The organism is Saccharopolyspora gloriosae, assembly GCF_022828475.1.
Taxonomy (GTDB): Bacteria; Actinomycetota; Actinomycetes; order Mycobacteriales; family Pseudonocardiaceae; genus Saccharopolyspora_C; species Saccharopolyspora_C gloriosae_A.
In genome coordinates, this window is record NZ_CP059557.1 from 2722485 (window position 1) to 2736299 (window position 13815).

Below are 13815 nucleotides of genomic sequence, written 5' to 3' on the forward strand. Positions count from 1 at the left end.
CTTGAGGAGAACCGCACCGATGCGCTTCGCCAGTTATGAGGTCGACGGCACCTCGCACGCCGGTGTCGTCGGTGCCGACGGCCTGCACGCGCTGCCGGAGTCGACGACGGTGCTCGGACTGGTGCGGTCGGGCCTGCCGGCCGCGCTCGCCGCCGGGGCGGCCGCGCTGGAAGGCCCGGCGGTTCCGGTGGAGCGGGTGCGGCTGCTGCCGCCGCTGGAACCGCCGAGCGTGCGGGACTTCGTCGCGTTCGAGGAGCACGTCGAGGGCGTGGTCGCCTCCGTCTCCGGTGGCGGCGGTGTCCCGCCCGAGTGGTACGAGGCGCCGACGTTCTACTTCACCAACCCGGCAGCGCTGGTCGGCGCCCACGACGACGTTCCGATCCCGCCCGGTTCCCGGCTGTTCGACTTCGAACTGGAGGTGGCCGCCGTGCTCGGCCGGGACGGGGAGTCCGTTTCACCGGAGGAAGCTCGCTCGGCGATCTTCGGGTACACGATCTTCAACGACTGGTCCGCGCGAGACCTGCAGAGCCGCGAGATGAAGGTGAGCCTCGGCCCGGCGAAGGGGAAGGATTCCGCGAGCACCCTCGGCCCGTGGCTGGTCACCGCCGACGAACTGGAGGCGTACCGGGACGAGGACGGTTTCCTGGCCCTCGCCATGGCGGTGTCGGTCAACGGTGTTGAGGTCGGCCGGGACCTGCTGTCGAACATGGGCTGGCCGTTCGAGGAACTGGTCTCCTACGCGGCGCGCGGCACCCGGGTGCGCGCCGGCGACGTGCTCGGTTCCGGCACGTGCGGCAACGGTGGCTGCCTCGCCGAACTGTGGGGGCGCGGCGGTGAGCCCGTTCCGCCGCCGCTCCGGTCCGGTGACGTGGTGGAGATGACCGTCGAAGGCATCGGCACGATCCGCAACACCGTCGGCCCCGCGACCGACCTGCCACCGGTGCACCCGTCCCGGGCCAGGCCCCGGAACCGTGCTCGCTCGCATTAGCGCATCCGGTCGCTCACCGCGCGGTCGGAGGTTTCGGGTGCTGCCTGGAGACCCCGCAGAATGATCTGCCCGGGAGGCGGAACCGCACGGCTCCGCCTCCCGGGACGGCGAAAAAGATCGTTGCGCGAGAAGCTCCTCAGCGCGGACCCGGTTGGACGTCCTCGCGGTCGTTGGAGTCGGGAACGTCGCCGGGCAGCATGATCGGGTTCGGTGTCGGGCCGGGGCTCCACCAGCCCCACTGCTGCTCGATGTGGGTGTGCGTGGCCGCGGCGGCGGGCAGCGCGTCGGGTTCGTACGGGTGCACGGCGTAGAGCGAGCCCCAGTCGTTGCCGAGGTCGTTGCGCAGGTAAGTGGGCAGTTCGGTCATGCTCGTGGCGACGTTGAGGTAGCCGAACGGCCCACCCGCGTCCGGAGCGGACCAGCCTTGTCCGGTGCCGCGCACGTCGCCGCCGCCGGCGACTCGGTAGCGGGGCACCTCGGCGATGCCGTGGTGGTTCGTGGTCATGTTCAGGCAGGGGTGGGCCATCGCCGCGGGCCACTCCACGAACGTCGGGTCGTCGCCGACGACGTCGGTCATGCGGGACAGGCGCGGTGCGCGGGGAGCGCTGACGGCCATCCAGCCCTCTTCGCCGAGCGCGCGGTCCTTGGCGACGATGCGGACCCGGGTGGCCTCGGACGGGACCGCGATGCGGTGATCGCGCCACTGCTTTTCGCCGTCCTGTCCCAGCGGCGCGCTCTCGAGGATCTCGAAACCGCGCTCGGTGTCGCGGCCGAATTCCGCGGTCAGCGAGTTCGTGCCGGAGGTCGTTCCGGCCGCGCTGACCACGAGCGGCACCTCTGCGGTGCGCGCCCGCTCCGGCAGGTCGTACCAGGGCGTGCGCAGCCGGCCGGTGCCGGTCGGTGCGCCGTGGCTGCCCCACACCGGCGCCTGGTCGGTGCCGAAGCGGTGCGGCGGGGTCCAGGTCGGGCGGCCGGTGTCCGGGTTCTTGGTGTCGGGCAGCCCGTTGGCCCGGAATCCGGTTTCCATCCCGCGCAGGTGTTCGTCGGCGGGTTCATCCTCCTCGGACGGTTCCGCGTCGGGGACGGCGGTGGCGGGTTGATCCGGTGCGACGGCGAGCATCCCGGCGATCGGGTCGTCCTCGACGTGGACCGAGTCGGCCAGCCCGCAGCTCGCGCCCGCCAGCTGGCGAACGTTGTCGGTGGCGAGGTTGTAGGTGTCCCAGCGTTCCGGGATGGCCTTGGCCAGCGAGGCGAGTTCGGCGAGTATCAACAGCGCGCACACGATCGACAGCGGTGCGCTGCCGAGGCGCAGTCCTCGCGAGCGGTCCTCTTCGACGGGGACCGGCGGATTCCGCTCGTCCAGCTTGAGGTGTTCGACCAGTGCCAGGACCAGTGCGATCGCGGCGATCACCAGCAGGCCGGTGCTGAACTGGTAGCCGCCGATCGACGGCGGCTTGTCGAACCACGGCACGCCCCAGCCGGAGACGTACCACCAGGCGTTGGTGCCGGTGAACGCGAACGCCAGCACCAGCATCAGCCCGGCGAAGAACACCGCCCGGTTGCGCCGGGAACGCAGCACGGTGCTGCTGGTGGCGAGCGCGGTCAACGCCGCCACCACACCGCCGACCGCGGCGATGACGCCGAAGTGGTGGGTGTGCTTGGTCGGGGTGAGCGCCAGCGCCACGAAGTACATCCCGGCGATGGTCAGCAGCCGCCTGCTCGGCCCGAGCGCGGCGCCGCGGATCCGGCCGCGACGCAGCATCACCACCGTGCAGGTCGCCAGGCACAGGGCCAGCAGCAGCACCGGGAAACGGCGGGTGAGCGAGCCGTCCGGGGACATGCCGAACAGCAGCGCGTAGCGGCTGAGCTCCTCGTACCAGGACTGCGACGGGCCGATCTCGCCGCGCACTTCGGCGGAGTCGAGGACCGCCTGCCACGGCTGGTCGGAGAACGCCGCGACCAGCACCAGCAGCCCGGACGCGGCGATCGGGGCGAGGATCGTGGCCCAGCCGAACCGCTCGGCGCGGCGGCGCACCAGGTGCAGCAGCGGTTTCGCCGCCGCGAGGAACGGCAACGCCGCGACCATGCCGTGCGGGTTCACCCCGACCGCGAACGCGGCGACGATCAGCCCGATGGTGGCGGGCGCGAGCCGACGGGTGGCCACCGAGTATTCGACCAGGCACAGCGCCAGCAGCGACAGCACCACCACGACCGGCTCGGGCCGCAGCCCGTTGTCGTACGGCAGCCAGCAGGCCAGGAACACCGCGGCGGCGGCCCATCCGGCGGCACGGCTGCGTCGCACCCGCTGCCCGAGCCGGGGCAGTACGAACCGGCTCATCAGCGCCCAGCTCGCCAGCCCCATGCCGAGCGCGGGCAGCCGGATCCACGGTGTCGCGGTGGAGAAGGCCACCCACCGAGCCTGCAACTCCACGAACCAGCCCATCGGGGCGACGGGTCCGGAGAACCAGCGGTAGAAGTCGTTGACGTAGCCCAAGTCGTCGCGGGCGCGCGCCATGGTCAGGAAGTAGCCGTCGTCGGCGGTCATCGCTCCGATCAACCACCACGCCAGCAGCGCCGCGGTCACCGCCACGTCACGCCCGGTGAGCCGCCACCGCCCGCGCGCTCGCCGCAGCGGGCGGCGCCCGGCCGTCGCGTCGATCCGGTGCAGCGCCCACAAGGCGGTCGCGCAGCCGAGCACGGCGACGACCATGGCGGCGATCTTCAGCGGGCTCGGGTGGCTGTTGTACCGATCGTCGACCTCGGCCGAGAACGACAGTCCCCGCACGTCGTCGACGGCACTGTCCACATCGGAGTAAATGCCGGTCAGCTGCGGCCGTGCGTCACCGGGGACGTGCGCGAACCGTTCGTCGCCGACCCGGGCGTCGGTGGCGTCGCCGTCGGAGTGGACGGTGATCGTGCAGTCACCCTCGGGCAGCGCGGCGGTGCCGAGCTGCTGCCCTTGCTGGATCAGCCGCAGCTGGCCGTCGGCGACCTCCAGCCGCAGGCCGGTCAGGGTGCCGTACTCCGCTTCGGGCGGATTCGTGCTCAGCAGCACCGCCGGATCCGGACTGCGCTCGTCCAGTCCACGCGCCGTGGCGCACGGCACCTCCACGTCGAGCCGCAGCGGCTGGTAAGCGGCCAGCGGAGCGGACACCGCCTGCGTGCCTTCGGCGGTCGGCCACCGCAGCTCGGTGATCTCGTAGCGCACCGGCAGGAACGGCACCAGAAGCGCCGCCAGCGTCCCGAGCAACCCGGACACCACGGCGATCCACCGCAGGGATTTCCACTTCGGCTCACGCATCGACCGCAGGCCCCTTGTTCGTTTCCTTGGCGGGGCCACGTACTGCTGAAGCCGTGGCGGCCGCACATCCGACCAGCACGAGCACCACGAGCATCGCGTACCGAAGTCCGAAGTGGTCGCCGAGGAATCCTAGTAGTGGCGGTCCCACAAGGAATGCGAGGTATCCGGCAGTGGCGACCGCGCTCACTCTGGCCGTGGCGTCACCATCGCCCTCACCGGCGGCGGAGATGGCCAACGGGAAGCCCAACGAGGCGCCGAGCCCCCAGAACACGACGCCGGCCACCGCGATCGCGGGAGTGGCGGTGAAGATCACTAGAGCGAGGCCGAATCCCGCGCAGATCGCACTGGCGCGGACGACCGCGACCCGCCCGAATCGCCGTACCAGTCCTGAACCGGCGAACCGGCCCGCGGTCATCGACGCGGCGAACGCGGTGAACAGCAGGGAACCCGCGACCGGATCGAAGCCGTGCGCGTCGACCATGAGCAGCGGCAGCCAGTCGTTCGCCGCGCCCTCGGCCAGCGCCATGCCCAGCACTACGCAGCCGATGAGCGCGATCCTAGGCTGCGCCCACAGGTCGAGCTGCCTGCGAGCGGCCGCCCCGATGCCGCGCCGCGCGGTGCCGCGCTCCTTGCCGAACCCGGCGGGGAACGCGGGCACGGCCACCGCGGACACGACAGCACCGATCGCGGCGATGCCCATGAGGTGCCACACCACGTCGATTCCGGCTCGGGTGAACACCATCCCGAGGATCGATCCGATGACCGTCCCGGCGCTGAAGGTGCCGTGCAGCAGCGGCATCAGCGGCCGCTGGGCGAGCCGTTCCACCTCGGCGCCTTCGATGTTCAGGGCGATCTCGGAGCAGCCCATGCCGAGCCCGAACAGCAGTAGTCCCGCGAACGCGCCGGGGGAGACGGCGAGCGCGGTGAACCCGCCGAGCACGGCGAGCCCCGCGACCGCGAACGCCATGCTCACCGCGATGACGGGTTTCGTGCCGAACCGCCGCACCAGCGGATCGGCGGTGAGAATGCCCGTCATGGAGCCGATCGACAGCCCGAACAGCACCAGGCCCATCTCGCCGGTGGACGCGCCGAGCGCGTCCCGGATGGCGGGAGTGCGGGTGACCCAAGAGGCCAGCGCCGCTCCCAGCAAGAAGAAGGTCAGTTGCAGCGCCCGGCGTCGACCGGGCGTTGCGGCGCGGGGCGTCGGCGCACCGCTTCCCGTGTGTTCACTCATGGTTCCCTCGGCGAGGTGCGGTCGGCGGGCCGGTTCCTCCGTGGAGCCCCGGGCGGCGTTGCGTACGAGCGTACGTTAGATGTGTACGAGCGTACGCATGCGGGTTTCCGGGCTTTCGCCGCGGCACGGCCGACCGAACCCGACCAGGGAGAAGTGATCCGAGTCGGCTACCGTCCCCGGGGATGACGGGGGAAACACCGAGGAGCCGCCGGTTCGATCCGGGGCGGCGGGCGCGCATCATCGACGCGGTGCTCGGGCTCATCGCCGACGAGGGCGTCGCGGGCACCTCGCACCGGAAGGTGGCCACCCGCGCGGACGTGCCGCTCGGTTCGATGACCTACCACTTCGCCAGCATGGACGAGCTGCTCCGCGAAGCGTTCTCCCGGTTCACGAACGCGGTGATCGACCGGTTCGAGATTCGCCTGGCCGCGGCTCGGAACATCGACGAAGCTCGCCTGGCCGTCGCCGACATCATCCACGAGGACGTGTTCGCGACCCGCGACGACCTCGTGCTCACCCACGAGCTCTACGCCCTGGCGGCCCGCGAACCCGCTTACCGCGAGTTGATCAGCGAGTGGATGCGCCGCAGCCAACAGGCGCTGGGACGCCACTTCGAACCGGACATCGCCCGCGAGCTCGACGCGCTGATCGAGGGGCTGACGATCCACCGAGCGCTCGGTGAGGGTTCCCGCGACCGCGAACGCACCCTCGACACCGTCCGCCGTCTTACTTCTTGATCCGTTGCGGAATGGTTTGCGCGGGTGTTCGGGTAGCGGAACCTCAGCGGCCGTCCCGCTGCGGGGTCGATTTCCCGAGTGGCTCCGCCACGAGGGAAAATTGCTGTCCTCGCGAGAAGGCCGCTGAGAACCCGCCGGTGGTCGGCTTGCTCAAGCCGGTCACTGCTCATCGGTCTCGCCGCTGACAGGACAACGGACGACGATCAAAAGATCCTTCTTCGGGTGGCGTCGGAAAAGCGTTGGAGTTCTGGTCGGTCCGCAGTCGAAGATGACGGGTATGGATGACCTCGCGCCGTTGCTGGCGGCCTATGACGAGCAGTTGCGCACGGACGCCGAGACGGCGGGCGCGCTCGCCGTGACGCGGCACGGGCCGCTGCTGTTGGCGACGTTCGGCGGGGGACGGGGATTCATCACCTACCGCGATCTCGGTGGTGCCGATGCCGAAGGCGTCCGGCGGCTGGTTTCGGAGGCGGTCGAGCACTATCGGGCGGACTCGGGGGTCAGCCGGATCGAGTGGAAGACCCGCGCGCACGATCAGGCGCCGGGTGTGCACGAAGCGTTGCTGGACAACGGGTTCGTTCCGGACGAACCCGAGTCGATCATGGTGGGTGCGGCGCGGTCGCTCGCGGTCGACGTCTCGTTGCCCGAGGATGTGCGGCTGCGCCGGGTGACGGCGGCGGACGATGTCCGGGCGATGTGCGCGATGCAGGACGAGGTGTTCGGCGAGCCGGTTTCCTCGGACACGGCCGATGCCGCCCTGCACCGGCTCGCGCTGGACGACGGGATGCAGCTGTGGGTCGCCGAGCACGACTCGCGGATCATCAGCGCCGGGCGGCTGGAACCGGTGCGCGGCACGGACTTCGCCGGAATCTGGGGCGGCGCGACCCGCGCGGAGTGGCGCGGCCGGGGGATCTACCGCGCGCTCACCGCCGCACGGGCGCGGGCGGCGCTGGAGCTGGGCAAGACGCTGATCAACAGTGATTCGACGGAGTTCTCCCGGCCGATCCTCGAAAAGTCGGGCCTCCGGAAGGTGTCGACGACGACCCCTTACCGGTGGCGGATCTGAGGTCCGTCCACCCCCACCGGGTCGCCGGCGAGTGTTCGCGGCAGCAACGCATCCGGGCCGGGTGCTGCTTGCGGGGCGTCGAGGGAGCGGAACGCCGGTGCTCCGAGCGCGATCAGGGCGGAGACGGTGGCGAGTCCGGCGAGTCCGGCGCCCGCGGCGGGCAGGCCCGCGGTGGCGGCGACCGCCGCGAGCGGAGCGCTGGTGATCGCGGGCGCGGCGAGCAGCACCGTGTTCTGCGCGCTCAGGACGCGGCCGCGCATCTCGTCCGGGGTGGCTTCGACGGTCAGGACCCCGAGAACCGCTGACGCCGGGGCGTTGGTGAGGCCGACCAGTACCGCGCCGCCGAGCACGAGCCACGGCGCCGCCATGCTCCCGACGGCGGCGAACCCGACGACGGTGCCGATCATGCCGATGACGAACCAGGTGCGGCGCCGGGCGCGTCCGGCGGTGACCGCGTACAGCGCGGAACCGGCGATGCTGCCCGCCGCGATCGCGCTCAACGTCAGACCGGTGAGGCCCGGCAGGTTCTCACTGGTGAAGTAGGCGGGCATCAGGGTCGTTTGCAGCGCGCTCAGGACGGCCACGAGCGCCGCGCCGACGAGGGTGACACCGCGCAGGAGCGGTTGGCGGGCCAGGAAACGCCATGAGGCCAGCAGGTCCGCCCCCGCCCGTCGCACCCCGCCGCGGGCATCGGTCGCGGTGCGCGCAGGGACGATCCCGGCTCGTGGATCGAGCACGACCGTGCTGCACGCGGCGAACAGGCTCGTCGCGGCCGTCGCCAGCAGCAAGGTCGGTGACAGCCCGAACAGGCCGACGAACAGCCCGCCCACGCCGGGACCGGCCAGCAGCAGGACGTTGCCCACCGTTTCGCGGGCGGCGATCAGCCGATCCAACCTCCCCGGCCCGGAGGCCCCGAGTTGGGCGAGCGCGGGCAGCAGGGTCTCGCGGGCGGTCATGCCCGGCACCCGGATCACCGCCCCGAGCGCACCCAGCACGAGGAAACCGGTCATGTCCAACCCGAACAGCGCATCGATCACCGGTAGCGCGGCCACCGACAGCGCGGCGAGCAGGTCCGAGACGATCGACACTGTCCGCCGGTCGATCCGGTCGACCAGCAATCCGGACACCAGTCCGATACCGGCCGACGAGGCCGTGGACACGGTCGCGAGCAATCCGGCCGCGAGCACGTCCCCGGTGCGGTCGAGCACCAGCAGCGGCAGCACCGCGCTGGCGATGCCCTGTCCCAGCAAGGACGATCCGTACGAGGCGAAGTAGATCGCCGGACTCTGACGCACGCCAACCCCATTCCCGATACCGCGGCCGGTGAAGCCGTGAACAGGAAAGTCCGTGCCGTCGCGGCACACTCAAGGGCTCGTCACCCCCTGTGGGCAAGGCCACTCGGGCTCCGGCGCGGGACCGCTACCGCCGGAGGACATGCCCGACCTCGGCGGTTTCCTCGCGGCGGCCCTGTCGAGATCGCCGTCCTCGTGAGGAAACCGCCGAGAACCCGGCGGTGATCCGTCGCTCAGCGGGCTTCACCGGTCCGCCGCCGAGCAGACGAACGGGGTCGCCGCTTCGGCTCCTGTTCGAGGTGAGAGCCTTTGCGGGTGAGTGCGAAACCCTGCCCGTGCGGACTCGGCGAGCCGTTCACCGACTGCTGCGGTCCACTGCACGCGGGTGAGCGGCGGGCGGCGACGGCCGAGCAGCTCATGCGGTCGCGCTACGCGGCCTTCGCCGTCGGCGACGCCGACCACCTGCTCAAGACCTGGCACCCGTCGACCCGCCCCGCCGAGCTCGACCTTGATCCCGCGCAGCGCTGGGTCCGCCTCGACATCCTCGACCGCACCGGCGGCGGCCCCTTCGACACCGAGGGCACCGTCACGTTCCGCGCGCACTACCGTCTGCACGGCCAGGCGGGGTCACTCACCGAACACAGCCGCTTCACCCGATCCGACAAGGCGTGGCTCTACCTCAACGGCGACCACGGCTGAAGTCCTTTCCGAATGGACTGCGTGGGTGCCCGGAACTCAGCGGCCCGCTCACTGCGCGTCCATTTCTGACCTGTGCCGATACGCGGCGGGTGGTGCTCCTCACAGAGGTTCGGGGTTGAGCATGCCGTGGCGGCAGGGATTTTCCTGGTTCGCAGCGAAACCGCAGCGACACGAGGAGAGGCCCGAACATGGCACTGCCCGAACGGATCGACGTTGAGGACTTCTTCCGGCCACCGGAGCGCGCGGGCGCGTCGATCTCGCCCGACGGAACCCGGATCGCCTACCTGGCGCCGTGGAAGGGCCGGCTCAACGTCTGGATCGAGGACCTCGATTCCGATGGTGAGCCGCGCTGCGTCACCGCCGATGAGCGCCGCACCGTCCAGCGCTACCTGTGGACCGACGACCCGCGCTGGCTGCTCTACCTGCAGGACGGCGACGGTGACGAGAACTGGCACGTGTTCCGGGTCGACCTCGACGATCCGGAGGCGCCCGCCGTCGACCTGACACCGTTCCCCGCCGCGACGGCCAGCGACCTGGTGCTGCCGGCCGCGCGTCCGGGCAAGGCGGTCCTGCAGCTCAACGCGAGGAACGTCGCCGAGTTCGACCTGCATGAGCTCGACATCGCCACCGGTGAACTCACGACGCTCGCCGAGAACCCAGGGCCGGTCCTCGGCTGGCTCTACGCCGGTGCGGGCCGGTTGTTCGCCCAGACCTTGACCGACGGCGGCGACATCGCGCTGTCCCGCTGGGGCGACGGGGAACTGCACCGCGTCGCGACCTTCGACGGCGGCGACTACCCGATGAGCGTCTTCCCGTTCGAGGCCACCCCGGACGGCACCGCCGTGTGGATCGGCTCCAACCGGGGCACCGATCGGACCCGCCTGGTCCGGCTTGATCTGACCACCGGCGAGGAGACCGAGGTCGACTCCCATCCGAGGCTCGACCTCGACACGCGTGCTCTCGTGTTCCCCGGGTTTCCGTCGCCCCTGATCCGGCATCGGCGGACCGGCGAGCTGCTGGGAGCGCGCTACCTCGGCGAACGTCAGGTGATCCGCGCGCTGGATCCGGAATTCGCCGCCGTGCTGGAAAATCTGGAGGCGCTGTCCGATGGTGACCTCGCCGCCGTGTCCTCCGACGAGGAGGGCCGCCGCTGGGTCGTGTCCTTCACCCACGACCGCGACTCCGGGCTCACTTGGCTCTACGACCACAAGACAGGGGAGCGGCGGCTGCTGTTCCGGCCGAACCCGCACCTGGATCCGGCCGCGATGGCCCCGATGACGCCGGTGAGGATCACCGCCCGGGACGGACTGCCGCTGCCGTCGTACCTCACGCTGCCCGTGGGGATCGAGCCGTCCGGCCTGCCGCTGGTCCTGATCGTCCACGGTGGACCGTGGACTCGTGACTCCTGGGGGTTCGACAAGAGCGCGCAGGTGATGGCGAACCGGGGATACGCGGTGCTGCAGGTCAACTTCCGCGGCTCGACCGGTTTCGGGAAGAACCACATGCAGGCCGCGGTCGGGGAGTTCGCGGGCGCCATGCACGAAGATCTGCTCGACGCGGTGGATTGGGCGGTGGACCAGGGCTACGCGGATCCGGACCGGGTCGCGATCTTCGGCGGCTCCTACGGGGGTTACGCCACCCTGGTCGGCGTCACGTTCACCCCGGACCGTTTCGCCGCGGCCGTCGACTACGTCGGGATCTCCAACCTGGCGAACTTCATGCGGACCGTCCCGGAGATGGCCAAGCCGGGGCTGATCAACAACTGGTACCACTACGTCGGCGACCCGGCCGACCCGGCGCAGGAGGCGTACATGCTCGCCCGTTCGCCGATCACCCGGGTCGACGAGATCCGCACCCCGCTGCTGGTCGTGCAAGGCGCCAACGACGTCCGCGTGGTGCAGGCCGAGTCCGACAACCTCGTCGAGGCGTTGCGCGGCCGGGGCGTCGAGGTGGAGTACCTCGTCTTCGACGACGAAGGCCATCTGTTCACGAATCCGGAGAACCTGATCACGATGTTCCGCGCCGCCGACCGCTTCCTCGCCGAACACCTGGACGGACGACCCGGCCAGGAGTGACCGTGCCGGCGACGAGAGTTTCCGGCGGCGCGAGACGTCCGCCTCGGTCGGCGTGGCGACCGAGGCGGACGAGCCGATCAGTCCGCGATCCCGACCCGAGGAGTCCACTGTGGAGTGTTACCGCCGAACCGATCGGGTCAGGGCCGCTGCTCGTCGTTTTCCGCCGCGTAGTAACGAAATGCGGTGCGGCGGGCGTCGCGGTACCGCTCCTCCCGCCGTTGCCACGCCGTGCGGTACTCGGTCCGTGGCGCGCAGCGACGTCGCCGCCCTGCGGCCGGGCAGCTCGTGCCGACGGCTCGCCACGCCAGCCGTGCCGCGCCGATGGTCGAGGTGTCCGGCCGTTCCAGCACTTCCGTCTCGCGCCCGAGCACGTCGGTGATGATCCGCACCCATGCGGGGAGATTCGTTCCACCCCCGGCGAGCAGGACGCGCTCGGTGTGGTCGGCGCCGAGCAACCGCAGCACCTCGGCGATCTCGAACGCCGTGCCCTCGAACAAGGCGTGCGCGAGATCCGCACCGGTGGTTGCGGTGTCGAGTCCGAACAGGCTGCCACGCGCCTCGGGGCGGAAGTCCGGTGTTCCGGCGCCGGCCAGGTGCGGCAGGAACACCAGCGGACGGTCCGGATCCGGCCGGGCATCAGCCGCGCGCACCGCGTCGTCGCCTGCCACCGAACGCAGCCAGTTCACCGCGAGACCTCCGGTGATCAGCGAACCCAACGCCATCGAGCCCATCCCGGCGGGCAGGGGATGGGAGGTGAGCGCTCCCGACCACCGGCTCGCGAACTCGCGGACGCACGCCAGCGTGGTCACCGAGGTACCGAGGGAGATCAGCACCGACCCCGGTTCCGGGTCGTGCGCGCCGAGCAGTGCGGCGGCCATGTCGCCCGTCCCCGCCTGCACCGGGATTCCGGCGGGAAGCCCCGTCGCCGCGGCCGCCGCATCCGTCACGGCGCCGACCGGCGATTCGGAGTCCACCAGCGGCGGGAACAGCGATCGGCGCAGGCCGAGCGCCTCGATCAGGTCGGTCCGCCACGCCGCGCCGCGCTCATCGAGCAGCAGGGTGTTGGCCGAGTCGGTGGGTTCGGATTCCAGCGTCCCGGTGAGCCGGTGGCGGATGAAGTCCTTCGCGGTGAGCACCGCGTTCGCGCGCCGCATCCGCAGCGGCTCGTGCCGTGCCAGCCACAGCAGCTTGGCCAGGGTGAACACCGTGCCGGGCGAATTGCCCGTCGTCCGCTCGATCTCGGCGCGGACGTCCTCGCCCAGGTTCGCGATCTCGTCGGCGCCGCGCGGATCGGCGAGCAGCATCGCCGGGCGCAGCGCGGCACCGCAGCGGTCCACCAGCACCGCTGAGCTCATGTTGCCGCACAGGCCTACCACCACGACGTCGGCGCGCAGGCCCGCCAGGCCGCGCAGCGCCGAACGGACCGAGCGCCACCAGCTCGCCGGATCGGCCTCCACCGCGTCCGTGCCGCCGATGAGCCCGTGTTCGGCGGAACGGATCGCCACCACTTCGCCGCAGCGGTCGACGGCGGCGACCTTGGTGCTGGTCGTGCCGACATCGATGCCCACGGCCAGTTCCCGGGTCACGGCAACCGCCGGAGCCAGCCGCGGATCAGCCGCTCGGCCTCGCCGACCACGTGGTCGAGCACCACCGCGCCCTTCTCGGCGGTCGCGGCGGTGGGATCGCCGAAGACGCCGCTGTCGCTGACGGAATCCCAGCGCACCGGCGCGGAATCGAAGTCCGGCGGATACCGCGGGTACTCGGGCCGAGCCCGCTCCATCCGCACCTCGTCGGGAGCGACGTGCAGCATGATGGAGGTCTCGATCTCGTCGGCGTGCATGATGCCGGGACGGGAGTCCGGCGCTTCGCGGACGCGATCGCTGACCTCGCGGAGACCGGGGTAGGTCAACGCCAAGGCGGGCAGCGTCCCCTCCAGCTCCCGGCTCGCCCGCTTCAACGCCGCCGCGTTGCCCAGATGAGCCGACAGCAGCACGAGTCCGCGCACTTCGTTGCGCACCAGGCCGCGCGCGAGGTCGGTGATCAGGGCTACCAGCGTGTCATCGCCGACCGAGAGGCTTCCCGGGAAGTGCTCCAACGACCACACCTGTCCATAAGGGACGGTCGGCAGCCGCAGCAGGCCGACCCGATCGGCGAGGCGCCGCGCGAGGTGGTCGGCGACGAGATCGTCGGTGGCCAGCGGCAGGTGCGGCCCGTGCTCCTCGATCGCGCCGAACGCCAGCAGCGCCACCCGGTGTTCGGCGACGGCGGTCGGCAGCTCGGGCCACGTGAGTTCTCCCCACGGCGTCATCAGCACCTCGCGGATCGAGTCGGTTTCCGGCAGCTGAGGTGGTCGTGTCCCGGCGGTCACGCCGCCGACCGGACAACGCCAGAATCCATGTGCAGCGGACCGCCAACGAGAAGGA

General features: G+C 71.1%; 10 protein-coding genes. 5 read left to right on the forward strand and 5 right to left on the reverse strand.

Annotated elements, in window-relative coordinates; translation table 11 throughout:
* The first annotated feature begins 19 nt into the window (after positions 1-19).
* A complete protein-coding gene (locus tag H2Q94_RS11650; protein ID WP_243794588.1) occupies positions 20-988 on the forward strand; it encodes a fumarylacetoacetate hydrolase family protein in 969 nt (322 codons plus the stop codon).
* A 136-nt stretch (positions 989-1124) separates the two neighbouring features.
* Here H2Q94_RS11650 and H2Q94_RS11655 read toward each other — a convergent pair whose 3' ends face one another.
* Positions 1125-4289 (reverse strand): arabinosyltransferase domain-containing protein, encoded by a 3165-nt coding sequence (locus H2Q94_RS11655; protein WP_243794589.1) that lies wholly within the window; start codon positions 4287-4289, stop codon positions 1125-1127.
* Positions 4282-5523, reverse strand: coding sequence for an MFS transporter (locus H2Q94_RS11660; RefSeq protein WP_243794590.1), 1242 nt, complete (start codon positions 5521-5523; stop codon positions 4282-4284). The genes H2Q94_RS11655 and H2Q94_RS11660 overlap by 8 nt, the downstream gene beginning before the upstream one ends.
* Positions 5524-5705: 182 nt before the next feature.
* Here H2Q94_RS11660 and H2Q94_RS11665 point away from each other — a divergent pair, with 182 nt between their 5' ends.
* On the forward strand, positions 5706-6260 hold the full coding sequence (locus tag H2Q94_RS11665) for a TetR/AcrR family transcriptional regulator (protein WP_243794591.1): 555 nt from the start codon (positions 5706-5708) through the stop codon (positions 6258-6260).
* 277 nt (positions 6261-6537) lie between these two features.
* On the forward strand, positions 6538-7326 hold the full coding sequence (locus H2Q94_RS11670; RefSeq protein WP_243794592.1) for a GNAT family N-acetyltransferase: 789 nt from the start codon (positions 6538-6540) through the stop codon (positions 7324-7326).
* On the opposite strand, the gene H2Q94_RS11675 is transcribed toward H2Q94_RS11670, so the two are convergent.
* Entirely contained in the window at positions 7308-8621 is a 1314-nt protein-coding gene (locus tag H2Q94_RS11675; protein ID WP_243794594.1) for an MFS transporter, read from the reverse strand. The genes H2Q94_RS11670 and H2Q94_RS11675 overlap by 19 nt on opposite strands.
* A 312-nt stretch (positions 8622-8933) precedes the next feature.
* Here H2Q94_RS11675 and H2Q94_RS11680 point away from each other — a divergent pair, with 312 nt between their 5' ends.
* Both H2Q94_RS11680 and H2Q94_RS11685 read left to right on the forward strand, forming a co-directional pair.
* On the forward strand, positions 8934-9317 hold the full coding sequence (locus H2Q94_RS11680; RefSeq protein WP_243794596.1) for a YchJ family protein: 384 nt from the start codon (positions 8934-8936) through the stop codon (positions 9315-9317).
* Between the two features lie 188 nt (positions 9318-9505).
* A complete protein-coding gene (locus H2Q94_RS11685; RefSeq protein ID WP_243794598.1) occupies positions 9506-11392 on the forward strand; it encodes a S9 family peptidase in 1887 nt (628 codons plus the stop codon).
* 137 nt (positions 11393-11529) lie between these two features.
* On the opposite strand, the gene H2Q94_RS11690 is transcribed toward H2Q94_RS11685, so the two are convergent.
* On the reverse strand, positions 11530-12978 hold the full coding sequence (locus H2Q94_RS11690; RefSeq protein WP_243794600.1) for a xylulokinase: 1449 nt from the start codon (positions 12976-12978) through the stop codon (positions 11530-11532).
* Positions 12975-13760: a creatininase family protein gene (locus H2Q94_RS11695; RefSeq protein ID WP_243794602.1), complete on the reverse strand. Its 786-nt coding sequence runs from the start codon at positions 13758-13760 to the stop codon at positions 12975-12977. Before H2Q94_RS11695 ends, H2Q94_RS11690 begins: the two co-directional genes overlap by 4 nt.
* Positions 13761-13815 lie beyond the last annotated feature (55 nt).